The 26,756-nt window shown below is 74.0% G+C and carries 22 protein-coding genes and 1 pseudogene; 10 read left to right on the top strand and 13 right to left on the bottom strand.

Features of this window, described 5'->3' with window-relative positions:
• The 4 genes and pseudogenes from ACZ6SQ_RS22635 to ACZ6SQ_RS22620 all read right to left on the bottom strand — a co-directional run.
• Positions 1 to 170 (bottom strand): annotated as a pseudogene (locus ACZ6SQ_RS22635) (peptide-N4-asparagine amidase); the annotation flags it as partial.
• Between the two features lie 108 nt (positions 171 to 278).
• Positions 279 to 710 carry a tetratricopeptide repeat protein gene (locus ACZ6SQ_RS22630; protein ID WP_469564853.1) on the bottom strand — a complete coding sequence of 144 codons (432 nt, stop codon included), beginning with the start codon at positions 708 to 710 and terminating at the stop codon, positions 279 to 281.
• 206 nt (positions 711 to 916) lie between these two features.
• Positions 917 to 2,119 (bottom strand): NAD(P)/FAD-dependent oxidoreductase, encoded by a 1,203-nt coding sequence (locus ACZ6SQ_RS22625; protein WP_469564851.1) that lies wholly within the window; start codon positions 2,117 to 2,119, stop codon positions 917 to 919.
• A gap of 143 nt (positions 2,120 to 2,262) precedes the next feature.
• A complete protein-coding gene (locus ACZ6SQ_RS22620) occupies positions 2,263 to 3,213 on the bottom strand; it encodes a LysR family transcriptional regulator (protein WP_469564849.1) in 951 nt (316 codons plus the stop codon).
• Between the two features lie 220 nt (positions 3,214 to 3,433).
• On the opposite strand from ACZ6SQ_RS22620, the gene ACZ6SQ_RS22615 reads away from it, so the two are divergent.
• Positions 3,434 to 4,822: an MFS transporter gene (locus tag ACZ6SQ_RS22615; RefSeq protein WP_469564847.1), complete on the top strand. Its 1,389-nt coding sequence runs from the start codon at positions 3,434 to 3,436 to the stop codon at positions 4,820 to 4,822.
• Positions 4,823 to 4,868: 46 nt separating this feature from the next.
• Here ACZ6SQ_RS22615 and ACZ6SQ_RS22610 read toward each other — a convergent pair whose 3' ends face one another.
• The 4 genes from ACZ6SQ_RS22610 to lnt form a co-directional block, all read right to left on the bottom strand.
• Positions 4,869 to 6,878 (bottom strand): helix-turn-helix domain-containing protein, encoded by a 2,010-nt coding sequence (locus tag ACZ6SQ_RS22610; protein WP_469564844.1) that lies wholly within the window; start codon positions 6,876 to 6,878, stop codon positions 4,869 to 4,871.
• A gap of 76 nt (positions 6,879 to 6,954) precedes the next feature.
• Complete coding sequence (locus ACZ6SQ_RS22605) at positions 6,955 to 7,755, bottom strand: 3-hydroxybutyrate dehydrogenase (protein ID WP_469564843.1); 801 nt, start codon at positions 7,753 to 7,755, stop codon at positions 6,955 to 6,957.
• A 54-nt stretch (positions 7,756 to 7,809) separates the two neighbouring features.
• Complete coding sequence (locus ACZ6SQ_RS22600; RefSeq protein WP_469564841.1) at positions 7,810 to 8,289, bottom strand: NUDIX hydrolase; 480 nt, start codon at positions 8,287 to 8,289, stop codon at positions 7,810 to 7,812.
• Positions 8,290 to 8,342: 53 nt separating this feature from the next.
• Positions 8,343 to 9,953: an apolipoprotein N-acyltransferase gene (gene lnt / locus ACZ6SQ_RS22595; protein WP_469564838.1), complete on the bottom strand. Its 1,611-nt coding sequence runs from the start codon at positions 9,951 to 9,953 to the stop codon at positions 8,343 to 8,345.
• A 506-nt stretch (positions 9,954 to 10,459) separates the two neighbouring features.
• Here lnt and ACZ6SQ_RS22590 point away from each other — a divergent pair.
• Positions 10,460 to 11,506, top strand: coding sequence for an O-antigen ligase family protein (locus ACZ6SQ_RS22590; RefSeq protein WP_469564867.1), 1,047 nt, complete (start codon positions 10,460 to 10,462; stop codon positions 11,504 to 11,506).
• Between the two features lie 63 nt (positions 11,507 to 11,569).
• Here ACZ6SQ_RS22590 and ACZ6SQ_RS22585 read toward each other — a convergent pair whose 3' ends face one another.
• Complete coding sequence (locus ACZ6SQ_RS22585; protein WP_469564836.1) at positions 11,570 to 12,115, bottom strand: hypothetical protein; 546 nt, start codon at positions 12,113 to 12,115, stop codon at positions 11,570 to 11,572.
• Positions 12,116 to 12,219: 104 nt separating this feature from the next.
• Positions 12,220 to 13,014: a glutamate racemase gene (locus tag ACZ6SQ_RS22580; protein WP_469564834.1), complete on the bottom strand. Its 795-nt coding sequence runs from the start codon at positions 13,012 to 13,014 to the stop codon at positions 12,220 to 12,222.
• Positions 13,015 to 13,053: 39 nt separating this feature from the next.
• On the opposite strand from ACZ6SQ_RS22580, the gene ACZ6SQ_RS22575 reads away from it, so the two are divergent.
• Complete coding sequence (locus ACZ6SQ_RS22575; RefSeq protein WP_469564832.1) at positions 13,054 to 14,244, top strand: glycosyltransferase; 1,191 nt, start codon at positions 13,054 to 13,056, stop codon at positions 14,242 to 14,244.
• Positions 14,245 to 14,347: 103 nt separating this feature from the next.
• Here the strand turns inward: ACZ6SQ_RS22575 and ACZ6SQ_RS22570 are convergent, their stop codons facing one another.
• On the bottom strand, positions 14,348 to 15,658 hold the full coding sequence (locus ACZ6SQ_RS22570; protein ID WP_469564865.1) for a TerD family protein: 1,311 nt from the start codon (positions 15,656 to 15,658) through the stop codon (positions 14,348 to 14,350).
• 302 nt (positions 15,659 to 15,960) lie between these two features.
• On the opposite strand from ACZ6SQ_RS22570, the gene ACZ6SQ_RS22565 reads away from it, so the two are divergent.
• The 4 genes from ACZ6SQ_RS22565 to ACZ6SQ_RS22550 all read left to right on the top strand — a co-directional run bounded on the left by ACZ6SQ_RS22565 (position 15,961) and on the right by ACZ6SQ_RS22550 (position 20,671).
• Positions 15,961 to 16,425 carry a DUF6643 family protein gene (locus ACZ6SQ_RS22565; protein ID WP_469564830.1) on the top strand — a complete coding sequence of 155 codons (465 nt, stop codon included), beginning with the start codon at positions 15,961 to 15,963 and terminating at the stop codon, positions 16,423 to 16,425.
• 39 nt (positions 16,426 to 16,464) lie between these two features.
• Positions 16,465 to 17,286: an MOSC domain-containing protein gene (locus ACZ6SQ_RS22560; protein ID WP_469564828.1), complete on the top strand. Its 822-nt coding sequence runs from the start codon at positions 16,465 to 16,467 to the stop codon at positions 17,284 to 17,286.
• Positions 17,287 to 17,481: 195 nt separating this feature from the next.
• Positions 17,482 to 18,084, top strand: a complete 603-nt coding sequence (locus ACZ6SQ_RS22555; protein ID WP_469564826.1) for an Rv1733c family protein — start codon at positions 17,482 to 17,484, stop codon at positions 18,082 to 18,084.
• Between the two features lie 133 nt (positions 18,085 to 18,217).
• On the top strand, positions 18,218 to 20,671 hold the full coding sequence (locus ACZ6SQ_RS22550) for a right-handed parallel beta-helix repeat-containing protein (RefSeq protein ID WP_469564824.1): 2,454 nt from the start codon (positions 18,218 to 18,220) through the stop codon (positions 20,669 to 20,671).
• On the opposite strand, the gene ACZ6SQ_RS22545 is transcribed toward ACZ6SQ_RS22550, so the two are convergent.
• Positions 20,659 to 23,253 carry a hypothetical protein gene (locus tag ACZ6SQ_RS22545; protein WP_469564821.1) on the bottom strand — a complete coding sequence of 865 codons (2,595 nt, stop codon included), beginning with the start codon at positions 23,251 to 23,253 and terminating at the stop codon, positions 20,659 to 20,661. The two genes, ACZ6SQ_RS22550 and ACZ6SQ_RS22545, sit on opposite strands and share 13 nt — an antisense overlap.
• Before the next feature lie 279 nt (positions 23,254 to 23,532).
• On the opposite strand from ACZ6SQ_RS22545, the gene ACZ6SQ_RS22540 reads away from it, so the two are divergent.
• Positions 23,533 to 24,372 carry a DeoR/GlpR family DNA-binding transcription regulator gene (locus ACZ6SQ_RS22540; RefSeq protein WP_469564820.1) on the top strand — a complete coding sequence of 280 codons (840 nt, stop codon included), beginning with the start codon at positions 23,533 to 23,535 and terminating at the stop codon, positions 24,370 to 24,372.
• Between the two features lie 64 nt (positions 24,373 to 24,436).
• Positions 24,437 to 24,907: an SRPBCC family protein gene (locus ACZ6SQ_RS22535; protein WP_469564818.1), complete on the top strand. Its 471-nt coding sequence runs from the start codon at positions 24,437 to 24,439 to the stop codon at positions 24,905 to 24,907.
• A 21-nt stretch (positions 24,908 to 24,928) separates the two neighbouring features.
• Here the strand turns inward: ACZ6SQ_RS22535 and cds1 are convergent, their stop codons facing one another.
• Positions 24,929 to 26,053, bottom strand: a complete 1,125-nt coding sequence (gene cds1, locus ACZ6SQ_RS22530; RefSeq protein WP_469564816.1) for an L-cysteine desulfhydrase Cds1 — start codon at positions 26,051 to 26,053, stop codon at positions 24,929 to 24,931.
• A 354-nt stretch (positions 26,054 to 26,407) separates the two neighbouring features.
• On the opposite strand from cds1, the gene ACZ6SQ_RS22525 reads away from it, so the two are divergent.
• Entirely contained in the window at positions 26,408 to 26,731 is a 324-nt protein-coding gene (locus tag ACZ6SQ_RS22525) for a hypothetical protein (RefSeq protein WP_469564813.1), read from the top strand.
• Positions 26,732 to 26,756: the final 25 nt, after the last annotated feature.

Genomic DNA, 26,756 nt, shown 5'->3' with positions numbered 1-26,756 from the left:
TACGTGGCGTCGCCCCGGTAGCGGTCGTCGAGGCGTGACCAGGCCGTTCGCACGCCGTCACGCGTCTCCGTGACCTTGGCGCGGTCGCAGAGGGTCAGCACGGTCCGCAGCCGGTCCGCCGCGCCGACCGTGGTCGTGCCGTCCATCGTGTACGTCCGGTGCGTACGGGTGGGGGTGGGGAACCTTTTTCGATTGGGGGGGGGGGGGGGGGGGGGGGGGGGGGGGGGGGCCCCCCCCCGGGGGGGGGGGGGGGGGGGGGACCCCCCCCCCCCGGCACGTCACTCCCCGTCCGGGAACTCCCCCGAGAACGCGGCGGCCATCCGCAGCCACGGCTCCGCCTCCTGCCGGCGGCCCTGGCGTTCCAGGGTGCGGCCCAGCATGAGGTGGGCGTAGTGCTCCACCGGGTCGCGCTCGACGATCAGCCGCAACTGTTCCTCGGCGCGCCCCAGTTGGGCGGAGTGGTAGTAGGCGCGGGCCAGCAGCAGCCGGGGGCCGGTCTGCTCCGGGGCCTCCTCCACGACCGCCGTCAGCAGACGCGCGGCACCGGCGTAGTTTTTGGCCTCGAACAACAGCCTGGCCCGCTCCCACCGCTCGGCGGTGCTCTCCTCGCGGGGGACGCCCGCGCCGTTGTCGAACAGGTGCAGGGCGCTGGCCCAGCGGTCCGGCGCGACACCGTCGTCCGGGGCGTAGCCGTTGAAGCTGCCGGTCATGTTTCCTCCGTCCGGGGTCTCGGGGCTGCGGCCGGCCGGTGGGCACCGGTCCCCGAAGCGCCGTCCCGCCCGTGTGATCGGCGTTGACCACAGCCGCGCCAACGCGCACCCGGACGCGCCTATTCCCCGCCCCGGCGTCCGGACCGTCGCCGCTCGCACCTCGCCCGCCGGGCCGGCGCCCTTCCGCCGGACGCCACGGAGATCCGTCAGAAGGGCCCTGGACGGTTCGCCCCCGCGACGGTCGCGGCGTGCTTGGCCCGCACCCGCTCACGGCGCTTGGGGTCCTTGAACTTCCAGGTGTACGAGCCCGGCTTGCGCGCCTCGTCCCTCAGATGCCGGAGCAGGCCCGGGAAGCTGGTCCGCTTGACCTTCCAGCCGAGGAATCCGCCGACGGAGAAGCTGTTGGCCCGGTCGTCCTTGGAGGCGAGCTGCACGGTGGCGGCCTGCCCCACGCTGACGCACATGCCGAAGAACCCCACGTCGATCAGCCCGGGCTGCTTCCCGTCGAGCCGGCTGAGCACGGTGTCGGCGGCGTGCGCGCCCAGCGGGTTCGCGGCCTGGCAGCTCATCCGCAGCGGCAGGTCGGAGGGGGCCACCGCGTCCCCGGCGGCGACGATGCGTGTGTCGTCCATGCTGGTCAGCGTCTCGTCGGTGAGCAGGCGGCCGTGCGTGTCGGTGCTCAGTCCGCTGCGCGCGGCGAGGTCCGGCACACCGAACCCGGCGGCCCATACGGTCACCTCGCTCGCCGGCTCCCTGCCGTCGGCGAGGCGCACGGCGTCACGGGACACGGACGTCACCCTGGCCTCGGCGCCCTCCAGGACCCGCACACCGAGCGCGGCCAGCCGCCTGGCGAACGTACGCCGGACCCGTGGATGCAGATACGGGCCGAGCACTTTGCCGCACACCAGGGTCACCCTGCGGCCCGCCTCCGCCAGCTCGCCCGCGATCTCGATGCCGGCCGGCCCCGCCCCGACCACGGTCACGGGGGCGGTCGCGGGCGTGGATTCGAGGACCGAGCACAGCCGCTGCGCCTCCTCGAGGGTGGCGGCCGGCCAGGCGAACTCGGCCGCGCCGGGCACGGCCGGGGCGCGACTGCCGCTGCCCACCGCGTAGATCAGGTAGTCGTAGCCGGCCGGGCCGCCCTCCGCCAGGACCACCCGTCGCTCGGCGGCGTCGATCCGCGTCGCCGTGTCGACCACCCGGTGGACGCGGTCGGACAGGACCTCACCGTAGTCGACGACCGCCCCGGGGGAACCCGCCGCGACCTGATGCAGCCGGATGCGGTGGACGAAGCTCGGCCGCGGGTTGATCAGTGTCACCCTCAGGTCTTCGCGCTGTGTGAGGCGGTTGGCCGCCATCACCCCGGCGTATCCGCCGCCGAGCACGAGGACGTGGGCGTTCTGGCTCATGGTGTCTCCTCCGTCTCCCGGAGCCCGGCTTCCGGACACCGCGGGATCGAGTCCTCTGACACCCTATGAGGCACTTCGAGCAGAAGAATCCGCTTTGCCCCGTATGGAGTAGCGCACGCCGGACGCCACCCCGAGGCACCCGGCTACTGGCGGACGGCGCGCAGGAGATGGTCGCGGACGCGGACCACGTCCGGGTTGTCGGGGACGCCCGGCCGCTGCACCAGAAAGCTGGTGTTGATCGGCGGGTCCTCGGGCTCGTGCAGGAGAACGAGGGCGCCGGAGGCCAGTTCGCCGGCGCAGAGATAGGCGGGCAGCACGGAGAAGCCCGCGCCCGCCACGACCGCGGCCTTCACCCCGCGCAGGTCGGGCACCGTGAGCGCGGCGGCGCAGGAGAGCCTGCGGCCGAAGACATGCCGCCAGTAGCGGCGGGCGATGGGCAGATCCTCGGCGTACGTCACCAGCGGGACCGGATGCAGCACCGAAGGGCCCTCGACGGCGAGGGGCTCCTTCAGCCGCTCGGCCCAGGAGGGTGCCGCGACCAGGACGAACTCCTCGTCCACCAGGGGAACCGCGGACAGGGTCCGGCCGCGGGGACGCAGCGTGGAGATCACCAGATCGTGGCGTCCGGCCCGCAGTTCGTCGAGCAGCGGCTCGGTCAGCCCGGTCGCCACCCGCAGCCGCGCCCCGTCGGCGACGAGCGGGGCAAGGGTCGGCAGCACCCAGGTGCTGAGGAATTCGGCCGGGCCGGCCAGGTGCACGGGTTCGGCCGCCCGCTCCGCCGACGGGTCCGGACCGGCCACCGCCGCGAGCAGGTCGAGGCCCGGCGCCACGCGCGCCGCGAGTTCACCGGCCACGGCCGTCGGCGCGACCCCGCGCGGCAGCCGCTCGAACAGTTCCCGCCCCGTCTGCCGCTCCAGCGTGCGCATCTGCGTGGTCACCGTGGGCTGCGAGAGCCCCAGCAACTGCGCGGCCCCGGTGAACGAGCCGGACCGGTACACGGCCAGGAAGGTGCGCAGCAGGTTCAGGTCGAGAGGGTGCGGGCTCGCAGCCTGTTGCGGCGCCGGGCTCCTGCCATGGGAATCGCTATCGCTCACAAGGAGAATCTACGGCTTTCCCTATGGCTGCCGTTCACGACCGCGAGCCGGCCCGAGCCCCCGGTCAGGCCCTTACCGCGCCCCCGCCCGGAAGGCATGGGGGCCGGGCGCACACCATCGCCTCGAACTATGGTGTCCCACCACATACGACGGTGACCTGCGTGTCTCTACGGTGTGCCAGCACGTACCCGTCCCCACCGCACACGAGGAAGTGGCGCACATGGCCTCCGCAGCAACCGCTCCACCGACGCCCGGCAACCTGAAGCGCATCGTCGCCGCCAGCCTCATCGGCACGACCATCGAGTGGTACGACTTCTTCCTGTACGGCTCCGCCGCCGCGCTCGTCTTCAACAAGCTGTTCTTCCCGGACTCCGACCCGCTCGTCGGCACGCTGCTGTCCTTCCTGACGTACGCCGTCGGCTTCGCGGCACGACCGCTGGGCGCGCTGGTGTTCGGGCACTACGGCGACCGGCTCGGCCGCAAGAAGCTGCTGGTGCTCAGCCTGCTGCTGATGGGCGGGGCGACCTTCGCGATCGGCCTGCTGCCGACGCACGCGACGATCGGCTCGGCCGCGCCCGTGCTGCTGACCGTGCTCCGGCTGGTCCAGGGCTTCGCGCTGGGCGGCGAGTGGGGCGGCGCGGTGCTGCTGGTGTCAGAGCACGGGGACGCCCGGCGGCGCGGGTTCTGGGCCTCGTGGCCGCAGACCGGGGCGCCCGCGGGCCAGCTGCTCGCGACCGGTGTGCTGTCCCTGCTGACCGCCGTCCTGTCCGACGCGGCGTTCACCTCCTGGGGCTGGCGGATACCGTTCCTGCTCTCCGGTGTCCTGGTGATCGTCGGTCTGTGGATCCGTCTGTCCGTCGACGAGTCGCCCGTCTTCCGGGAGGCCCTGGCCCAGGCCGAGGCCCGCAAGGCCGACACAGGCGCCGCCGCCGAGAAGACCCCGCTGGTCTCCGTGCTGCGCCACCACTGGCGTGACGTGCTGATCGCGATGGGCGCCCGGATGGCGGAGAACATCAGCTACTACGTGATCACGGCGTTCATCCTCGTCTACGCCACCACCTCGGCTGGTGTCTCCAAGCAGACCGCCCTGAACGCGGTGCTCATAGGCTCCGCCGTGCACTTCGCGGTGATCCCGCTGTGGGGAGCGCTGTCGGACCGGATCGGCCGGCGTCCCGTCTATCTGCTGGGCGCGGCCGGTGTGGGCCTGTGGATGTTCCCGTTCTTCGCGCTCGTCGACCGCTCCTCGTTCGGCAGCCTGGTCCTCGCCGTCACCGTGGGTCTGGTGCTGCACGGCGCGATGTACGCCCCGCAGGCGGCCTTCTTCTCGGAGATGTTCGCGACCCGGATGCGCTACTCGGGCGCGTCGATCGGCGCCCAGTTCGCCTCGGTCGCGGCCGGTGCCCCCGCCCCGCTGATCGCCACCGCGCTGCTCGCCGACTACGGCAGCTCGACGCCGATCGCGCTGTACGTGATCGCCGCGGCCGTGCTGACGCTCATCGCGGTCGGCGTGGCGAAGGAGACCCGTCACCGCGACCTGGCCGAGGTCGCGTCCCCCGCCGACGCCGTGGACGCGGCGGTGACCCGCCGGGCCGACGCGCACACCGTCTGACCCTCCCCCGGTCCACCGGCCCCCGTACGCCCCACTCGTACGGGGGTCAGTGCTGTGCGGGCGACGCCAGCCGGTGCAGCCGCAGGGCGAGCTGGATCTCCAGGGAACGGGCCGGGCTCTGCCAGTCCTCGCCGAGCAGCCGGCCGACGCGGTCCAGCCGCTGGGCGACGGTGTTCACATGGACGTGCAGGTCGTCCTTGGTGCGCGCCGGGCTCATCCCGCAGGCGAAGTAGGCGTCGAGCGTACGCACCAGGTCGGTGCCGCGGCGTTCGTCGTAGTCGACGACCTGACCGATCGTGCGCTCGACGAAACCGGCTATGTCCCGGTCCCCGGCGAGCAGCAGGCCGAGGAAGCCGAAGTCCTCGGCGGCGGCCCCGTCGCCGGCGCGGCCGAGCAGACGCAGCGCGTCGAGGCAGCGGCGGCCCTCGGCGTAGGCGGCGGCGACGGCGTCGGGGTGCGCGGTGAGGCGCTCGACGGGGGCGGAGGCGCCGACCGTGACGGCCTCGTGGACCGCGGTGCCGAGCTGGCGCGCGGTGCGGCGGGCGAGGCCGGTGGCGGTGTCGCCGACGGTGAGCGGCAGCAGCAGGACGGTGCCGCCGTCGCGGGCGGCGGCCAGGCCCTGGCGGGTGGCGGCGAGGTGGGAGGCGGCCGACCACAGGCGTCTGCGGGCGGCGGCCTCGTGCTCGGCGTCGGCGGCGGGTCCGTCGAGGCGGGCGGCCAGCACGACATGGGTGGCGTCCAGGTCGGCGTGCAGCCGGGAGGCGCGTTCGCGCAGCAGGCGCGGGTCGCGGTCGCGGGCGTCGAGGAGGTCGTCCAGCAGTTCGCCGCGCACCCGGTGCTCGGCCTCGGCGGCTGAGCGGCGGGCGAGGAGCAGCAGGGAGGTGACCATCGCGGCCCGCTCCAGGGTGCGCTGGTCGACGGGGTCGAGGCCGGGGTGCCCGCGCAGGACGAGCGCGCCGAGCAGTTCACCGCCCGCGGAGACGGCGGCGATCCAGTCCTCGTCGTGCCGCACGGCGTGGCCCTCGGCGCGGGAGGCCTCCAGGGCCTTCGCGGGGGCCGCGTCGGCCTCGGTGAACTCGACGGTGCCCTCGAGGACCTCGGAGACGGCGGCGGCCACGTCGTGCACCCCGCCGCCGCGCAGCACCAGTTCGGCGAGGCGGTCGTGGACGTCCGAGGCGCGTTCGATGACGCCGCTGCGGTCGCGGATGATCTCGTTGGCGCGCTCCAGTCCGGCGAGGGCGGAGCGGGTCTCGGTCAGGAGGTTGGCGGTGTCGATGGCGGCCGCGGCGAGCGCGGCGAAGGAGCCGAGCAGCGCGATCTGCTCCCGCTCGAAGACCCGGGCCCGGCGGTCGGCCGCGTAGAGCACGCCGATCACGGTGTGCCCGAGCATCAGCGGCACACCGAGGATGGCCACCAGGCCCTCGTCGTGCACGCCGGTGTCGATGGTGCTGGTGTGCTGGAAGCGCTCGTCCTCGAAGTAGTCGTCGGTGACGTACGGGCGGGCGGTCTGGGCGACCAGTCCGCCGAGGCCCTCGCCCATGCCGAGGCGCAGCTGCTGGAAGCGGGCGGCGACCGAGCCCTCGGTGACGCGCATATAGGTGTCGCCGCGCACCGGGTCGTTCAGGCTGAGGTAGGCCACGTCGGTGCCGAGCAGCGAGCGGGCGCGCTGGACGATCGCCTGGAGCACGGCGTCGAGGTCTCTGAGGCCCGCGAGGTCGTGCGCGGTCTCGAACAGGGCCGACAGCTCCGCCTCGCGGCGGCGGCGTCCCTCCAGCTCGGAGCGGACCCGCAGGGCGAGCAGCTTGGCGCGGTCGAGCGCCGCGATCCGGGCGGCGGGCCGGCCCTGGGCGCGGGCGGCCAGCACCGGCTGCTCGTAGGCGTCGGCGGAGGCGCCCCGGGCGAGCAGCTCCAGGAAGGGCGCCTCGGGGCCGGTGGCGGGCTCGGCGGGCGAGGGCCCGGCCTCTCCGCCGGGGGCTGCGGCCGCGCCGGACGGGCCGGCCGGGCCGAGGGGCTCGGCGGCGGTCGGTTCGGCGGACTGCACGTGATCGCGGGACATGGTCACAGGATTCCCCATGACCGGGGCGCACCGGCAGCCCTGTGGAAAACTCCGGGCGCCCCGGTCGTGGCCGTGGTCAGTGCGCGGTCCAGCCGCCGTCGAGGGCCAGGGAGGTGCCGGTGACGAAGGAGGCCGCGGGGCCGCAGAGGTAGGCCACGGCCTCGGCGACCTCCTCGGGTTCGATCAGGCGTTTGACCGCGCTGTCCTGGAGGAGCACCTCGGCGAGGACGCGCTCCTCGGGGATGCCGTGCGCCCGCGCCTGGTCGACGAGCTGCTTCTCGACCAGGGGCGTGCGGACGTAGCCGGGGTTCACGCAGTTGGAGGTGACGCCGTGGGAGGCGCCTTCCAGCGCGGCGGTCTTCGACAGCCCCTCCAGTCCGTGCTTGGCGGCGACGTAGGCCGACTTGAAGGGCGAGGCGCGCAGGCCGTGCACGGAGGAGATGTTCACGATGCGGCCCCAGCCCTGTCCGTACATGTGCGGCAGGGCGCCGCGGATGAGGCGGAACGGGGCCTCCAGCATCACGGTGAGCACGGTGTGGAAGACGTCCGGCGGGAACTCCTCCAGGGGCCGGACGAGCTGGAGTCCCGCGTTGTTGACCAGGACGTCGGTGCCCGCGGCGCAGAGTTCGGCCGCGTCCAGGTCGGTGAGGTCCAGCAGTCGGGGTTCGACGGTGCCGGCCAGGCCCGTGGCGTCCTCGGCCAGGGTCCGCAGGCCCGCGTCGTCGCGGTCGACCGCTCTGACCTTGGCCCCGGCGGCCGCGAGGCGCAGGGCGCAGGCGCGGCCGATGCCGCCGGCGGCGCCGGTGACGAGGGCGGTGCGACCGCCGAGGTCGAGTGCGGAGGCGGGAGTGCCCGGAAGGGCTGAGGGCGGGGTCATGGTCCGACCCTAGGCAGGGCCCGGACCCCGCCCCATGTGGTCAGACCCCACACTTCATTCGGAAGTCATAGGCTCGAACCATGTGGGTTCGTCCGACAGCGCCTGCTTGATCTTGAACTGCTGGGAGGCGGTCATCGGCGGCAGCGCGTCCACCTCGAACCAGCCCACGGCCAGTGACTCGTCGTCGCCCACGACGGCCTCGCCGCCGACGGCCCGGCAGCGCACGGTGACGTCCATGAACTGGCAGCGGTCGCCGTTGGGGTACGCGACCTCCTTGCTGGACCTGACGGCCACGATCCGTTCGACGACGCAGCGCACGCCGGTCTCCTCGTACACCTCGCGCACCGCGCACTCGGCGGGCTGTTCCCCGGGGTCGGGGATGCCGGAGATCACGCACCACCGGTGGTTGTCGGCGCGCTGGCCGAGCAGCACCCGGCCCGCGTCGTCGAGGACGACCGCGCTGACACCGGGGAGCCAGAGCAGCTGACGGCCCGCGGAGGCCCTGAGCGTGCGGATGAAGTCAGGGGTAGGCATACCCCGACCCTAACCGAGGGGATCTTGGGGCCCGGCGGGTCCGGCGCAGGCCGCTACTCGCCGGCGGTCCGCCGTGCGCGCACTCCCGCGGCGACCGCCCAGCCCAGCCCGCCGGCCGCGATCAGCACCAGGGCGATCTCCGGCAGGATGCCCAGCCGGGTGGCGGGCGTCTCGGAGGACCGCAGGGGCACCTCCTGGACCAGGGAGTCTGCGACGAACATGCCGGTGCGCTGGGTGATGGTGCCGTCGGGCAGGATGACCGCGCTGACACCGCTGGTCACCGGGACGGTGACGGTACGGCTGTGCTCGACGGCCCGGATCCTGGACATGGCGAGCTGCTGGTAGGTCATCTCGCTGTGCCCGAAGGTGGCGTTGTTGCTGGGTACGGAGATCAGCTGGGCGCCGCCGGTGACGGTGTCGCGCACCGCCCAGTCGAAGGCGGCCTCGTAGCAGGTGGCCAGGCCGATCCGGGCGCCTGCGACGGTGAACACCCCGGGCTCGTCGCCCCGGCTGAAGTCCTGGCGGACCATCCCCGTCCAGCTGTCGTTGATCGCGCCGACGAGCGGGCGCAGCGGGAGGTACTCGCCGAAGGGCTGGACCTGCCGCTTGTCGTAGGTGTCCACGGGGCCCTTGGCCGGGTCCCAGAGGATCTGCTCGTTCAGGAGCTTTCCGTCGCGCTCGACCACACCGCCGACCGAGATCGGCGCGCCGATCGCCCTGGCGGCCCCGTCGATCACCTCGCGGGCGTCGTCGTTGGCGAAGGGGTCGATGTCGGAGGAGTTCTCCGGCCACAGCACCACGTCGGGGCGGGCCACCCGGCCCGCGTCGACGTCGGCGGCCAGCCGCAGCGTTTCCCGCGCGTGGTAGTCGAGCACGGCCCGGCGCTGGGCGTTGAAGTCGAGTCCCGCACGCGGGACGTTGCCCTGGACGACCGCGACGGTGAGCGTGCCGTCCTCGGCCTTGTCGCTGACCAGGGTGCGGGCGGACAGCGCCCCGGCCACCGGCGCGGCCACGCTCAGCAGGGCCACGGCCGCCGCACCGCGCCGCCACACGCGCGTGCGCCGCCGTTCCAGGACCAGGCGTACGACGTCGTAGAGCCCGAAACCGCACAGGACCACCGCGAAACCGAGCACGGGGGTGCCGCCGACGGCGGCCAGCGGCAGGAAGACGCCGTCGGCCTGGCCGAAGGCGACCTTGCCCCAGGGGAAGCCGCTGAAGGGCGCACGCGCGCGTGCCGCCTCACCGGCGGTCCAGACGGCGGCGGCCCACAGCGGCCAGCCGGGCAGCTTCGACACCGCGGCGACGCCCGCGCCGACCAGCGCGACGAAGACCGCCTCGATCACCACCAGGGCGAGCCAGGGCCCCGGGCCCACCTCGACGCCCGTCCACACCAGCAGCGGCAGCAGGAAGCCCAGGCCGAAGAGGTAGCCGAGGCCGAGAGCCGCCTTGAACCCACGGCCGCGCAGCACCCAGCCGAAGACGGCGAAGGCCGGCAGGGCCAGCCACCACAGGGTGCGCGGCGGGAAGCTGACGTAGAGCAGCACTCCGGAGAGCGCCGCGGCGACGGCCGGCACCAGGCGCAGCAGCCGCGCGCCGCGCGGGGCGGGCTGCGTCTGCGACGGGGTCCGGTCCGACTCGCCCACGGGGGTTGCGGTGACGGTCACTCCCGGAGTGTACGGCGGCCGACGTGGGGGCCGACAAGCCCGGTCCACGGAGGCGGGGCGGCTCCGAGCAGGCCGGGAGGCGCTCGCGGCGGCACGGGAGGGTCGTGGCCGGCGCCCGCTCCGAGCAGGCCGGGAGGCAGTCCCGGCGGCACGGGACGGTTGTGGCCGGCACCCGCTCGACGACGCCCTCCGGCCCCTCCGGGCCACGGTTCCGCCGCAACGTTTCTGCACAACTCGCCCCCGATCGTCCCCGTTCCGCCGCCCAGCGACTACGGTGAGCCGGAGCCGCGCGGACCAGCGCGTACGACGCCCGGGGGCCGAGTTCTCGCGCGACCGGACGACGTCGGGGCAGTACGGGGCAAGCGGGGTGGGACAGGACAGACGGGGTCCGAATCCACCGCACGGCGCTACGGTGTGCCCGAGCCGTACGACCGGTCGGTGGGGGTCCGGGGTGTGCGGGACGGTCGGGGGGCCGGGGTACGGGGGGTCAGGTGAGCTGGACGGGAATGGCGTCCGCGACGGGGGCGGAGGCCCACGGCGACGGACGCCGGAGTTCCGATGCCGCGGGTGTGATCGTGCTGGGGGCCTGTGCCGCCTGGGCGGTGATCTCGGCGTCTGCGCACGGCGGCCGTCCCGAGGGGATGCTGCTCGCGGTGCTGGCCGTGGCCGCCGGACACTCCGCCGGGCGGATCTCCGGCGCGCTGCTGCCGGTCGCCGCGCCCTGTGCCGCCGCGCTGGCCGGTCTGGGCCTCGCGATCGCCACGCCCTATCTGACACCGGGGGCCCAGTCCGGGGTGCCGCTGGGCGACGCGGGCGCGACCGCCGCGCTGCTCGCCCTGAGCACGGGCGCCGCCTGCTGTGCCGCGTGGGCGGCCTCGGCGCCCTCGCTGCGGCTGCTGCTGCGGCTGCTGGCGTGCGGGATCGCGACGGCCGCCGTCGCGCTGGGGTCCACGGCCGGGGCCGTACTGTGCGCGATCGTGCTGCTGTGCTCGCTGGCCGCCGGGGGCATGCGCAGCCGGGGGCTCGGTGTCGCGGGCCTCGCGACGGCGGCGGCGCTGGTCACGGTGACCCTCTGGGCCGTCGCCGAGCACGCCCTGCCTGACGGCCTCGCCGTCTCCCTGGAGAGCAGACTGACCGCCAAGCGCGTCGAACTGTGGCAGGACGCGGTGCGCCTGGCGCACGACGATCTCCTGCTGGGCGTGGGTCCTGGCCGCTTCGGGGAGTTGAGCCCGGCGGCGGCCGGGGCGCCCTTCCCCGACGGGAAGCCGCACTCGGCGCCCCTCCAGATGCTCGCGGAGCAGGGAGTGGTCGGTCTGGTGCTGCTGGGCGCCGCGTTCGTGTGGGTGCTGCACACACTGTGGCGCAACGCCCGCACCACCCCGGTCGCCCTGACCGCGGGGGCGGCCCTCACCGCCGTCGCGGCCGCCTCGGCGGTGGGCAACGCACTCAGCTTCACCACGGTGTCGGTCGGCGCCGGCCTGCTGGCGGGCCTGGCCACGGCCAGACCGCTGGCCGAGCAGCCCTACGACGCGGGAGCCCGGTCCGGGGCCTGAGGCCGGGCGGAGACGTAGAGCGAGGCCCGAGGCCCGCGTGTCGTGCCCGGTGCGCACGCGAGGTCAGTGCGCGGCGCCGGGGGTGCTCGCGCGCAGCCGGTCCCTGATGACCCGGACGGCCGCCTCCGCGTCGTCCACGGTGATCGTGAAGGTGTGGCCGTCCCACAGGCGCAGCACGACGCCCTCGCCGCGGCGCACCACGACCGCGGTGCCCTTCTCCGGCCGCCAGCGGTAGCCCCAGCCACCCCAGTGACGCGGCGTGACATGCGGGTCGAAGTCGGCCCCGGCCACGTGCGACAGGGGGATGCGGCGGCGCGGCACACCGATGTGGCCGCAGCGCACCTCCAGGCACTCGTCGTCGACCCGCAGCGCCACGTGCACGAAGGCCAGCGTGCCGAACAGGACCAGGAGGCCGCCCGCGATGCAGCCGACGACGGCCATCACCAGGGGGGCGGTACCGGAGGTCCACGGGGAGGCCACGGCCAGTTCGATGCCGAGCGCGACACAGGCGGCGCCGACCAGCGCCAGCAGCCACTGGACCCGGTTGGTCGCCCGGCCGGTCCAGACATCGGGGTGCGACGAGTCGTCGCCGTGGGCGTGCTGCCTCATACCTCCGAGATTACTCAGGTTTCGCTCCGCCGGTACCGGGTCGCGGAGAGTGACTGGTCCGGACGGGCGTGCGCCTGCTTCCCGGGAGAAAGCCGGGTACCGGGCTACCTGAGATCCGCCGCCGGGCTGACCGCGGGAAGCAGCCTGCCCTCCTCGTAGGCCAGCGCGGGCGCGGGCAGGACACCCTCGCGGCCGCTGAGCAGCACGGTGAGCCCTCCGAGGGCGGGCGCCTCGGGGGCCGCGTGCTCGCCGATACGGCGCAGGGCCTGCGCGGCGACCGCCCCGGCGGAGCCGTGCAGGACCAGGGGCGGCATGCCGGGGCGCTGGACGGCGGCCCGGATGCGCTCGGCGACCAGTTCGTAGTGGGTGCAGCCCAGGACGACGGTCGTGACGTCCGGCGGGGTCAGGGCGGCGGCCGCGAGGACCGCGGCCTCGACGGCCGCCTCGTCCGCGTGCTCGACGGCCTCGGCCAGGCCCCAGCAGGGCACCTCGGCGACCGAGACGCCGTCGGCGTGGTCGCGGATCAGGCCGCGCTGGTAGTCGCTGCCGGTGGTGGCGGGGGTGGCCCAGATGGCCACCGGGCCGCCGCCGGCGGCGGCCGGCTTGATCGCCGGGACCGTGCCGATGACCGGCAGGGCGGGCTCGAGGCGGGCGCGCAGGGCGGGCAGCGCGTGCACGGTGGCGGTGTTGCAGCCGACGATCAGGGCGTCGGGCCCCCGCTCGGCGGCGGCCTCGGCGACGGCCAGGGCACGCCGTGTGAGGTCCTCGGGGGTGCGCGGGCCCCAGGGCATGCCGTCGGGGTCCAGGGAGAGGACGAGATCGGCGTCGGGGCGCAGGCGGCGTACCGCGGCGGTGGCCGCCAGCAGGCCGATTCCGGAGTCCATGAGCGCGATCTTCACCCGGCCACGATAGACGATGTGCTCCCGTGGCCCGGGGGCGTGGGGCACACTGCGCGGGTGGGCGCCTTCGTGTGGATCTCCGCCGGATCACTCGCCGCCTGGCTGTGGCTGCTGCTCTGCCAGGGCTTCTTCTGGCGCACCGATGTGCGCCTTCCACCACGCCGCGATCCGGAGACCTGGCCGTCCGTGTGTGTGGTCGTACCGGCCCGTGACGAGGCGGACGTACTGCCGTCGAGTCTGCCCTCGCTGCTCGCGCAGGACTATCCGGGGCGGGCGGAGGTGTTCCTCGTCGACGACGGCAGCACCGACGGGACCGGGGAGCTGGCCCGTGAACTGGCGCGGCGGGGCGGGCTGCCGCTCACCGTGGGGTCGCCGGGCGAGCCGCCGGCGGGCTGGACGGGCAAGCTGTGGGCGGTCCGGCACGGCATCGCGCTGGCACGTGCGCGTGAGCCCGAGTACCTGCTGCTGACGGACGCCGACATCGCGCACGCCCCGGACAGTCTGCGCACGCTGGTGGCGGCCGCGCGCACCGGGGGCTTCGACGCCGTGTCGCTGATGGCACGGCTGAGGGTGGCCTGCGGCTGGGAGCGGCTGGTCGTCCCGGCGTTCGTCTACTTCTTCGCTCAGCTCTATCCGTTCCGCCGCGTCGGCCGCCGGGGGTCGCATACGGCCGCCGCGGCGGGCGGGTGCGTGCTCCTGCGGACGGAGGCCGCCGAGCGGGCCCGTGTCCCGGACGCGATCCGGCACGCGGTGATCGACGACGTGGCCCTCGCGCGGGCGGTGAAGAAGGGCGGCGGCCACATCTGGCTGGGGCTCGCGGACCGGGTGGACAGCGTGCGGCCGTACCCGCGGCTGGCCGACCTGTGGCGGATGGTCTCGCGCAGCGCCTACGCGCAGCTGCGGCACAACCCGCTGCTGCTGGCGGGCACGGTCGCCGGGCTCGCGCTGGTGTATCTGGTGCCCCCGGTGGCCCTGGCCGCCGGGCCGGCGGCGGGGAGCACGGCGACGGCGGTGCTCGGCGGTGCGGCGTGGCTGATCATGGCGGGGACGTATGTGCCGATGCTCCGTTACTACGGCCTCTCGCCCTGGCTCGCTCCGCTACTGCCGTTCACCGCGTTCCTCTATCTGCTGATGACGGCCGACTCGGCGGTGCAGCACTACCGGGGGCGGGGTGCGGCCTGGAAAGGCCGCACCTACGCGCGCCCGGACACCGTCGGCGAGGAGAGCTGACCGTGTCCCTTTCATTACCGGGCGTCCGCGGAATCACCGTGGGCGTCCCCTTCATCACCGGGCGTTCCCTTTAGGTGAGCGTCCGGTTCATTCCCCGCGCGTTCTACTTACGGCCGGGAGTCCAGTTCATTCCCCAGCCGTAGGCGTAGTCGACGGTCCGCTGGGGGCTGACGCCGCGTTCGGGCACCAGGTAGCGGGCCTCGCGCTGGACGATCAGGTCGTTGCCGGTGTTGGTGATCAGGGCGAGGGCGCACACCGTCGAGGGGACCGTGCACTCGTCGAGGGAGAACTCGATCGGGGCGCCGTACTGCGGTTGCAGCGTGACCGTGGCGTGCAGGTCGGCGAAGGAGCGGGCGCCCTCGTAGATGGTGACGAAGACGAGGATGCGCCGGAACCACTGCTTGTGGTCGAGGTTGACGGTGAGGTTCTCGCCCGAGGACACCGCGCCGGTGCGGTCGTCGCCGTCGAGGTGGATGAACGGCGGCTGGTGCAGCGCTCCGAAGGCGTTGCCGAGGGCCTGTACGACGCCCTTGCTGCCGTCACTGAGCTCGTACAGGGCGCACAGGTCGAGGTCGAGGTCGGAGTGCATCGCGACCGGTCGGCCGAGCTTGCTGGCCCAGCCCGAGAACTGCTTGCGCACCTCCCAGTTGAGGTTGACCCGCATCGCTCCGGAGGTGCCGCCCTGCTTGGTCAGCGAGACGGAGGGCGCCGCCTTGGTGAGGGTGACCTTGGAAAGGCTCACGGGCTGGGCGGGCGGCGCGGGCGGCGGCGGGGGCATGGTCGCGGGCGGGGCGGGCGGCACCGGCTGCGCGGCGAGCGTGGGCATCGTCGACTGCGAGGGCGCGGGCGTCGTCGGCTGCGGCACATGAGGGGCGACGGGGGGCGCCGCGTGCTGGGGCTCGTCCACGGTGATGCCGAAGTCCGTGGCGAGGCCCTCCAGGCCCCGGTCGTAGCCCTGGCCGACCGCGCGGAACTTCCAGGCGCCCTGACGCCGGTAGAACTCGCCGAGCACGAAGGCCGTCTCGACGGACGCGCCCGTGCTGTCGAAGCGTGCGGCGACCGTGCCCCGGGCCGCGTCACGGACCTCGATGTAGAGGCCGGTCACCTGCCCGAAGGAGCCGCCGTCCGTCGAGGCGGCGAGCACCACGGTCTCCACCGAGGGCTCCACGCGCGCGAGGTCGACGACGATCGTGTCGGTGACCTGACCGCCGGCGTCGCGCTTGCCCTCGTGGCGCACGGCGCCGGAGGAGTGGGCCGGCTGGTTGTAGAAGACGAAGTCCCCGTCGGACCGCACCTTCCCTCCCACCAGCAGCAGGGCCGAGGCGTCGGCGTCGGGCACACCCGGGCCGGAGCGCCAGCCCAGCTCGACCCGCAGGGCCGTCGTGGGCACCGGAACGTTGGAACCCTTCGGCATTGACATGTCCGCCCCCATCACGGGTCACCGCGCCAGGTCGGGGCCCGGCGGTAATCGATGTCTTCTGTGTGCGCCCAACCTATGCGCACAGACCCGCGGGGCTCATCCGGATGGCCGGAACACCACCCGCACAACCGCCGGTAACCCCCCGGGAGCTGAGCTTTTACACGATCCAAGCGACGATTGCCGCCCCTTTTTCTCCGAATTCGCTCGCATTGGGGATCCCACGTCACGTCGGGCACGGAAAACAACCCTCTTATCGGTCTCCCCAACCAGCACATCGTGGGCTTAACTTATGTGCCATGACCTCCCCCCGCTCCACGTATGGCGGCGGCTATTACTCCGCCTCCTTCCCGGACACCCCGATCTACGACTCGCTCGTCGCCGAGCGGGGCACCCCTCAGATCGCCCCGATCCGGGTCCCCGCCGCGTACGACATGCCGGGCGCCGGTATGTCGGCGATGCCCGCGATGCCGGGCAGCAATCTGCCCGCGCTGCCGGCGGCGCTGCCCGCCCTCCCGGCGGCTCCGTCCCAGCCCTCCTACGGCTATCCCCAGCAGGCGCAGCCCGCACCGCTGCACCAGGCCGTGCCCACGGGGTACATCCCGCAGCAGGCCGCCGCGCCGCGCGGCTATCCGGGCCAGCAGCCGCCGCGTCCGCCGATGCCGGGTGCCGCCGGCTACGAGGCGATGCGCCCCGCGGCTCCGCGTCCGGCCCCCGCGCCGTACCAGGATCCGTACAACAACCAGCAGTATCGCGGCTACTGAGATCCTCCGGGCTGTCGGCGCCAGTGGCACGATGGCCCCATGGGGATCGCGGAGCTTCAGTCGATACATGTCCATCCGGTCAAGGCGTTGCGGGGTGAGAACCCACGCGAGGCCGTCGTGGAGCCCTGGGGGCTGGCCGGAGACCGACGCTGGGTGCTGATCGACGACGGGGGAAAGGTCGTCACACAACGCCAGCACCCGCGCCTCGCGCTGGCCGCCGCCGGGCTCGTGCCCGGCGGCGTCGTGCTGTCCGCGCCCGGACTGCCGTCCCTGACCGTCACCGAGCCGGAGCCGGTGGACATCGTCGCGCTCGACATCTTCGGGACCAAGGTCGAGGGCGCCCTCGCCGCCCAGGACGCGCACGACTGGTGCAGCGGCTATCTCGGCGTCCCGGTGCGCCTGGTGCACATGGACGACCCGGCCACGCGCCGCCCGGTCGACCCGGACTACGCGCTGCCCGGCGAGACCGTCTCGTTCGCGGACGGCTTTCCGCTGCTGATCACCTCCGCGTCCTCGCTCGACTCCCTCAACTCCCTGATCGCGCAGGGCGCCCACGCGGCCGAGGGCCCGCTTCCGATGAACCGCTTCCGGCCGAACCTGGTCGTCTCGGGCACCGGGCCCTGGGCGGAGGACGACTGGTCGCGCATCGCCGTCGGAGACGTGACGTTCCGGGTGGCGAAGATGTGCGGGCGCTGCGTGGTGACCACGACCGACCAGGGCACCGCCGCACGCGGCAAGGAACCCCTGCACACGCTCGGCCGCCACCGGCGCTTCGCGGGGTCGCTGGTGTTCGGGCAGAACCTGGTGCCCCTCACGCTCGGGACGGTCCGGGTCGGGGACCCGGTGCGCGTCCTCGGATAACCCGGCACCGCGCGAATCGGGTGGGGCGCGCGGGAACCCCGGCGGGGAGGCCGGGCGTTGGGCTGTGTGAGAAGTGCGTGAGAGGTCCCGTCCGGCGTGAAGTCGCCCTCCATCGGGTGACGTCGCTCTCCGCCGGGCCGGACCCGGGCGGGCGCCTCCGGCGGGAGGTGTCACGGAGCGGGGAGGGTGGCGGACGTGCGAGCGATCAGCGGGCTCTGGCGCTGGCGGCACAATCCGCTGCGCCGCGGGACGGATCTGGCCGAGGCCTGGGTGTGCCTGACGACCCTGCTGCTGATACTTTTCGCCGCCCCGCTGACCGGGGCGCTGGTGGGCGCCGCCGCGCAGGACACCCTCCAGCGTTCCGTGCGGGAACAGCACCGCCAGCGCCATCCCGTGACGGCCCAGGTGATCCGCCGGCTGGAGCGCACCGCCCTGGGCGCCGACCCCGAGACCGGCGCGCGGGACACCCGTACCAGGGTGCTGGCGGGCTGGACCGCCCCGGACGGCACCAGGCACCGGGGGGCGTTGGCGGCGCAGTTGCGCGACCCGGGCCCCGGCGACGAGTTCCGGATATGGACCGACGCGCACGGCCGGCTCGCGCCCAGACCGCTCGATCCGGCCACGGCCACCACCCACGCCGTCCTCGCGGGCATCGGCGCGACGATCGTCGCCGCGGCCCTGATGGAGACGGCCCGGCGGCTGGTCCTCCGGCGCATGCTCAGGCTGCGCTACGCGCGATGGGATCAGGCCTGGGACCGGGCGGGACCGGACTGGGGCCGCACCGGTACCGGCAGCTGACGGTCCGCGACCGCCTTCCGGCTCCGGTCGGTCCACGGCTCTCCCGCACGCTACGGTTGACCGGCCGAACCCCTTCGGCAGCAACCCGCGTGAGCGAGCCATCAGTACGACGAGGTGGGGGCACGACAACGTCATGGCACAGGGCACGGTCCAGGTGACGCACACCGGCACTTCGCGGTGGCGGCGCCGCACAGGTGAGTACGCATCGCTCGCCGCCGCCCTGGAGGCCGCGGCCGACGGTGACGTGCTCACCGTCGCCCCCGGCACCTACCGGGAGAACCTCGTCGTCCAGCGGGCAGTGACCCTGCGCGGCCCGGAGGGCTCACCCGGCTCGGTGCGTATCGCGCCGACGGAAGGCGTGCCGCTGACCCTACGGGCCGCGGCCGTGGTCCAGGACCTGCACGTGGAGGGACAGGACTCGGCGGCGCCCGCGCTGCTGGTGGAGGAGGGCACCCCGGAGATCTCGGACGTGCGGATCGTGACACGGTCCGCGGCCGGCATCGAGGTGCGCGGCGGCGCCCGGCCCACCGTGCGGCGCTGCACCGTCGACAACCCGGCCGGCATCGGGATCGTCGTACTCGACGGCGGGGGCGGGGTGTTCGAGGAGTGCGAGGTGATGGCTGCCGGACAGGCCGGCGTCGCGGTGCGCGGCGGCGGGCATCCGCGCCTGGACCGCTGCCGGGTGCACCACGCCTCGGGCTCGGGCCTGTCGGTGACGGGTGAGAGCTCTACGCTGGAGGCGGTGGGCTGCGAGGTGTACGAGGTGCGGGGCAGCGGGGTGCAGATCACCGCGCACGGCACCGGACATCTCGTCAACTGCGATGTGCACCGCACCACCGCCGACGGGGTGACCCTGGACACCGACGCGGTGCTCACCCTGGCCGACTGCCGCATCCACGACATCCCGGAGAACGCGGTCGACCTGCGCTCCCGCTCGGTGCTGACGCTGACCCGCACCACGGTGCGGCAGTTCGGGCGCAACGGGCTGTCGGTGTGGGACCCGGGCACCCGCGTGGACGCCAACCAGTGCGAGATCTTCGACAGCACCGGGGACTATCCGGCGGTGTGGGTGAGCGACGGCGCGACGGCGGTGCTGGACTCCTGCCGGGTGCACGACGTGCCGGACGCGCTGTTCGTCCTGGACCGGGGCTCGCGCGCCGACGTGGTGGACACCGACCTCACGCAGGTGCGCAACACGGCCGTGTCGGTGAGCGACGGCGCGACCGCGCAGCTCGACGACTGCCGTATCCGGGACGCGGCGACGGGCGCCTGGTTCCGCGACCACGGCAGCGGCGGCACCCTGAGCAACTGCGCGATCTCCGGCACCCAGACCGGCGTGATCGTCACCAAGGGCGCCGACCCGGCCGTCGAGCGCTGCACGGTCGACTCCCCCGCCGAGGCCGGGTTCTACGTCTCGGCCGGCGGCCGCGGCAGCTTCACGGGCTGCCGGGTCACGGACAGCGGCGGCTACGGCTTCCATGTGATCGACGGCTGCCGTACGACGCTGCGCAGGTGTCGTACGGAGCGGTGCGCGCGCGGTGGCTACGAGTTCGCGGACGGCGGCCCGGACGCCGGGTCGGGTTCCGGGCCCGTGGTGGAGGACTGCACCAGCGACGAGAGCATGGGCCTGCGGCGGCCGGCCGCCCCGGAGCCCGTCCTGCAGACGGCCGCGCAGACCGGCGGACTGCTCACGGCTACGCCCGGACAGCTCACCACCGTCCCCGGTCAGCGCACGGTCGCCGAGTCCGCCGTGGGCGCCGGGGCCGAGGAGCCGGGCCGCACCTCCCAGGACGTACTCGGTGAACTGGACGGGCTGGTGGGCCTGGACAGCGTCAAGCGCGAGGTACGGGCCCTCACGGACATGATCGAGGTGGGCCGGCGGCGGCAGCGGGCCGGGCTCAAGGCGGCCTCCGTCAAGCGGCATCTGGTGTTCACCGGCTCCCCCGGCACCGGCAAGACGACGGTGGCCCGGCTCTACGGCGAGATCCTCGCCTCCCTCGGGGTGCTGGAGAAGGGCCACCTGGTCGAGGTGTCCCGCGTCGACCTGGTCGGCGAGCACATCGGCTCCACCGCGATCCGCACCCAGGAGGCGTTCGAACGGGCGCGGGGCGGGGTGCTGTTCATCGACGAGGCGTACGCGCTGTCGCCGGAGGACGCGGGCCGGGACTTCGGCAAGGAGGCCATCGACACCCTGGTGAAGCTGATGGAGGACCACCGCGACGCGGTCGTGGTGATCGTCGCGGGCTACACCGCGGAGATGGAGCGCTTCCTGTCCGTCAACCCGGGTGTCGCCTCCCGCTTCTCACGGACCATCACCTTCTCCGACTACGGCCCCGAGGAACTGCTGCGGATCGTCGAGCAGCAGGCCGAGGAGCACGAGTACCGGCTGGCGACGGGCACGGCCCAGGCGTTGCTGAGGTACTTCACCGACCTGCCCAAGGGCCCGGCGTTCGGCAACGGCCGTACCGCGCGGCAGACCTTCGAGGGAATGGTGGAGCGCCATGCGAGCCGGGTGGCGCAGGTGGCGGAGCCGAGCACGGACGAACTGACGCTGCTGTTCGGGGCGGACCTGCCTCAGACGTCCTGAGCCTCCTGTTCCCGCGGGGTTCCGGGATGCCCCTGACCGGGTCCCGGCCGTCCGGTGGAGCCCGGCTCGTCGGGGCGGCGCGTCTCGCTCGTGGGGCCGGACCGGTCCGTACGGGGCGGCTCGCCGGCCGGGCGCGGTCCGGGCACACCCGGCTGGAGCCGGGCCAGCAGCCGGGCGCGCTCCTCGGCGAAGGCCGGGTCGTCCTGGTAGTCGGAGTGGCCGAGGACGGGTGCGGGCAGCGGGTGGCGGTCGGTGCGGCCGTGTGCGAGGGGGTCCTTGAGGGCGGGCCGGTCGACCTCCGGGCCGCACTCGCCGGGCAGGCCGATGGGGCCGCCGATGGGGTCGGTCGCCCGGTGCAGATTGCGCCAGCAGGCCACCTCGTGATGCAGGGCGCCGAGGGCCACGGGCCCGAAGTGGGCCGGGAACCAGCGGCCGTAGAGCCGCTCCAGCGGGGAGCCGTACGTCAGCAGCGCGACCCGGCCCCGCTCGGCCGGGGGCAGCTGCCAGACCGCGGCGGCGGCGAGCACGCTGCCCTGAGAGTGCCCGGAGATGACGAGCCGTCCGCCGGTGGCCCGGGTCCAGGTCGTCATGCGCCAGGTCAGGTCGGGCACCGCGCGCTCGGCGTAGCAGGGCGGGGCGAAGGGGTGGGCGGCGCGCGGCCAGAAGGTGCCCACGTCCCACAGGATGCCGATCGTGCGCCGGGCGGAGGCGTCCTTGTAGGCGCGGCGGCCCCAGGTGACGAACAGTATGAAGCCGACGCCGATCAGCCAGGAGCCGAGTGTCTGCGCGGTGTCGGCGGCGCCCCGGACCACCGGGTGGGTGTGCTCGGCGGCCCCGCCGGGGGTGCGGTCGCTGAGCCAGGCGCCGGCCAGGGCCCCGGCGCCCAGCAGCAGGGTCGTGACGGCGGTGACGGCGACGACCAGGGGCGCGCGGTCGGTGAGGGTGGCCATGGCCCGCGCGCGGGCGATCCGCCGGGTGCGCTCCGGGAGCCGGGGCTCGTCCGCGTAGTCACGGTCGACCGTCGGCTCCTCGGCGCGGGTCAGCCGCAGGGTGCGCCGGGCCAGGAGGGCACAGACGGCGAGGAGGACGAGCAGCAGCGGCGGGATGACGGAGGCCTGCCAGGTCAGCAGGACCGGCGGGCCGGGGATGACGGCGCGGGTGCCGTCCAGCCAGTCCGCGACCCGTTGGGCGAGTCCGCCGGCCATCACGCCGCCCAGCGCACAGGCCAGCAGGGTGACGGCGGGTCCGCCGAGGCCGCGCAGCGCGGCGCGCGGGTCGGGCAGGGCACGCTGCAGCACCTGCGCGACGACCGCGAGGGCGACCGCCAGCAGGCCCTGGGCCAGGGCGATGCCGCCGAAGGCCGTGTCCCCGGCCAGCCGCCCCGTCGACTGCCAGCCGGGGCGCTCCCACCCGGCGTACACCATGGCGAGGAGCAGGGCGGCGAGGGCACCGAGCGGCAGCAGCGGGACGAGGCGCACGTCGAGGGCGCGGTCCAGGCGCCGCTCGCTGCGGCCCCTACGGCACACCACCCACACCACGACGGCCGCGCCCGCGGCCAGGGCCACGGTCTGGAGGCGGCCCAGCACGTCGAGGACGGCCGGGCCGCCCGGCTCGCGGTCGTGTCCTGCGGCGGCGGAGGTGAGCACGGCGGCGACGGTGAGCAGCCCGGCCGCGGTGTGCGCGGCGCGCAGCCGGGCCACCAGGCGGCGGCCGTACCAGAAGCCGGGCCGGCCCAGGGCGGTGCGCCCGGTGTCCTCGCCGGCTTCCTCGGAGCGGGGCAGCGGGCGCTGGGACTCGTAGGCGTTCCAGGAGCGGTGGGACAGGTACCACAGCAGGCCGGTCAGGGCGGCGGGCACCAGGGCGGCGAGGGCCAGTCTGCGGCCGGGCCCGCTCCACCAGCCGCCGGAGCCGGACGGGGACAGGAAGCCCAGCCAGGTGTGCCGTTCGGCGCACGCGCGCGTGCCCGCGCACTGCCAGGCCGCGAGATCCAGGGTGACCTCGCAGGCGCCCGCCACGAGGAGCACGGTCAGGCTCAGTCCGGCGAGCCGCACCAGCAGCCCGTACAGACGCACGGTCCGGGCGTGGCCCCGGGCGCCGGGGCGCATCCAGTGCGCCAGGTTGACGACCATGAACGGCAGCAGCAACAGCCACAGGGCGCGGGTGCCGTTGCCGGAGGTGAGGTTGCACCAGACGTACGCCTCGGGGACGGGGCGGCGGGCCGCCCTTTCCCGGTCCACCGGGACTCCGGGGTCCTGGTCCAACGGAACGCCGGGGCCCAGGTCCTCGGCGTCGTCCGTGCGGCGGAAGACGGCCGCGGTGTCGTCGCCGGTGATCCGTACGGTGCGTGGATCGCCGAGCATCTCCTCCGGTGTGGTGCCGCCGACACCGTGGACCAGGAGTTCCAGGGCGGTCGCGGAGTCCCCGGTCCGCGCGGGCGCGACGGGCGGGGTGAGGTCCTGCGGGCCGTCGGGTTCGACGGCGTCGGTGCGGCCGTGCGGACCGTCGGACCGCTCGGCGGGGCTGTGGTGGTCCTGCGGGCCGTCGGGCCCGGTGGCGAAGGCGTGTTCCTGTGCGCGTTCCACTCTGTCGCACTTCCCCCGTGACGCTGCGTCGGCAACTGGCTCGTGCGCACAACAGGATCTCGACGGGGCGTCCTGCGTACACCTCTCGTCACGGAATCTCCCCGATCCGTCCCTCGAACCCGGGACATCTGTGGCAGGTACACGCCGGTGTGACCGGTGGCGCGATCCGTGGCGGCCCGTGCGAGGATGGGCGCCACGCCCCGGGGACGCAGGAAAACGCCCTTGTCGGGGCGGGTGCGAGGGCGGTGGACCGCAGTGGACGAAAGGACCGGAGCGTACGTGAGCGAGAATCAGAACCTCCTCGCGGAGCAGCGGCGCGCCCTGATTCTCGACGAGGTCCGGCGCCGGGGCGGGGTCCGGGTCAACGAGCTGACCCGCAAGCTCGGTGTGTCGGACATGACGGTCCGCCGTGACCTGGACTCGCTGGCGCGCCAGGGCGTGCTGGAGAAGGTGCACGGCGGTGCCGTCCCGGTGATGGAGGCGAGCACCCACGAGCCGGGCTTCGAAGCCAAGTCGGGTCTGGAGCCGACGGCCAAGGAGGACATCGCGCGCGCCGCGGCCGCCCTGGTCGTGCCGGGCAGCGCCATAGCGCTGTCGGGCGGTACGACGACGTACGCGCTGGCGCAGCAGCTGGTGGACGTGCCGGATCTGACGGTCGTGACGAACTCGGTGCGGGTGGCGGACGTCTTCCACGCGGCGCAGCGGTCCTCGGGGCCGGTGCAGGGCGCGGCGACCGTGGTGCTGACCGGCGGGGTGCGCACCCCTTCGGACTCGCTGGTGGGCCCGGTGGCCGATCAGGCCATCTCCCGGCTGCACTTCGACGTGCTGTTCCTCGGTGTGCACGGCATATCGGTGGAGGCAGGGCTGTCCACGCCGAACCTCGCGGAGGCGGAGACCAACCGGCGGCTGGTGCTGGCGGCGCGCCGGGTCGTGGTGGTCGCCGACCACACCAAGTGGGGCACGGTGGGCCTGAGTTCCTTCGCCACGCTGGAGGAGGTCGACACCCTCGTGACGGACGCGGGGCTGCCGGCCGAGGCACGGGCGGAGATCTCGGAGCATCTGCCGAGCCTGGTGGTGGCGGGCGAGGACGAGAACGAGACGGACGGGGCAGACGCCTGACGGTCACTCAGGTAACGTGAGGCGCTCGGCGTCTCAAGTCGTCCGTGTCTCCCAGGGGGTTGGTATGGCTCGCCGTCTGCGTCCGGAGGAACTGGGCTTCGTGCGGGACGCGCCCGTACGGCTGGTGTTCGCGCGGAACGTCGCCGCGGCGCCGGACCGGGTGTTCGCCGCCCTCGCCGGGGATGTGGCGGGCTGGAGCGAGTGGTTCGGGGCGGTGACGCTCGCCCGGCCGCTGCGGGACGGGGCCGGGCGGGAGGTCCGGCTGCGCGGCGGCACCCGGTTCGAGGAGACGGTCCTCGTCGCCGAGGAGCCCGAGCTGTACGCCTATCGCGTGGACGTCACCAACGCGCCCGGCGCACACGCTCTGGTCGAGGAGTGGCGGCTCGCGCCCGTCGGCAGCGGCACGCGCGTGTGCTGGACCTTCGCGGCCGACGGTACGGCGCCCTTCCGGCTGGCACTGCGGCTGGCGCGGCCCGGCCTCGCCCGCGCCTTCAAGGACGCGGTGACGACCCTGGACCGACGGCTCTCGGGCTGAACGGGCACCCTCCGCGCCCGCTCAGTGCGACCACACGCCGGTCTCCAGCAGGGTGTCGATGACCTCGGCGTACGGCGCGATGTCCAGCCCCTGTTCGGCGAGCCAGGCGTCGGAGTAGTACTTGTCGAGGTACCGGTCCCCCGGGTCGCACAGCAGGGTGACCACACTGCCGGTGCGTCCCTCGGCGGCCATCTCCGCGACGATCTTCAGCGCGCTCCACAGCCCGGTGCCGGTGGAGCCGCCCGCCTTGCGGCCGATGGCCCGTTCCAGGGCGCGCACCGCGGCGACGCTCGCCGCGTCCGGGACCTTCATCATGCGGTCGACGGCGCCGGGCACGAAGCTCGGCTCCATGCGCGGGCGGCCGATGCCCTCGATGCGCGAGCCGCAGTCGCAGGTGACGTCCGGATCACCGGTGGTCCAGCCCTCGAAGAAACAGGAGTTGTCCGGGTCGGCCACACAGATGCGGGTGTCGTGCTGCATGTAGTGGACGTAGCGGGCGATGGTCGCCGAGGTGCCGCCGGTGCCGGCCGTGGCGACGATCCAGGCGGGCTCGGGGAACCGTTCGCGTTCGAGCTGGCGGAAGATGGACTCGGCGATGTTGTTGTTGCCGCGCCAGTCCGTGGCCCGCTCGGCGTAGGTGAACTGGTCCATGTAGTGGCCGCCGGTCTCCTCCGCGAGGCGGGCGGAGGCCTCGTACATGGTGCGCGGGTCGTCCACGAAGTGGCACCGGCCGCCATGGAACTCGATCAGGCGGATCTTCTCGGCGCTGGTCGTGCGCGGCATGACGGCGACGAAGGGGACGCCGATCAGCTTCGCGAAGTAGGCCTCGGAGACGGCCGTCGAGCCGCTGGAGGCCTCGATGACCGGGCGGCCGGGCCGGATCCAGCCGTTGCACAGGCCGTAGAGGAACAGCGAGCGGGCGAGCCGGTGCTTGAGGCTGCCGGTGGGGTGGGTCGACTCGTCCTTGAGATAGAGGTCGATGCCCCAGTTCTCGGGCAGCGGGAAGCGCAGGAGGTGGGTGTCGGCGGAGCGGTTGGCGTCGGCCTGGACCCGGCGCACGGCTTCTTTCAGCCAGTCGCGGTAGCTCGCGTCGGTACGGTCGACATCGAGGGTCACACCGGGCGGGGTCTGCTGGATGGTGCTCACGACCGTGCTCCTCACGCTGCGCTCGGGCCGCGGCGCATGCGGCCCATGATTCGAGCATAAGCACCTTCGCGCACGCTTCCCACCTGCATAAACCCGGCTTTGGGCGGCTCAAAGCCGGGCTGGGGCACGGATGTGCGAAGCAGATGGGGCGCATTCGGCCGAGTGCTCCTCACGCCCGGCGCGAGCACGACGCGCACACTGGTGCACCGGGCCGGGTGCGGGCAGACTGCACCGCGCGGGGTACCCGCAGGGGTGTCACCCGGAGTGTCGACAGGGGATCACGGCACGCCACGCCGACGGCCCGTACGGGCGTACGGCGGGACGCGCCAGGCGCGAACAAGGGGGCAAGGCGGCATGGCGGAGCCGGAGTTCACTGCCACAGGTGTGCGCATCGGGAAGGGCCTGCGTTCGCTCACCCGGGCCGGGCAGGTCCGGATCAGCGAGGGCAGGCTGGAGTTGCTCACCAGCTACGGCAGCGAGATCGACAGCGCACCGGTGACCTCGGTGCGGGCGTCGAAGCCGTGGTTCGGGTCCGAGGGCCAGGCGGTCGCGGACCTGGACGGCAAGCGCTACACGCTCACCCTGGGCGAGCACGACCCCGCGCCGGGCGAGCCGGGTCCGCCGGCGGCGCGCCGGTTCGTGGAGGCTGTGCGCAGGGCTGCGGGGCGTGACCGCTGAGGCACGGCGAGTTGCGGCTCCCCAC

It is taken from the genome of Streptomyces sp. NPDC048600, assembly GCF_055587025.1.
Note: the sequence above shows the minus strand (reverse complement) of the source record. Positions and strands in the feature narration are given on the sequence as shown.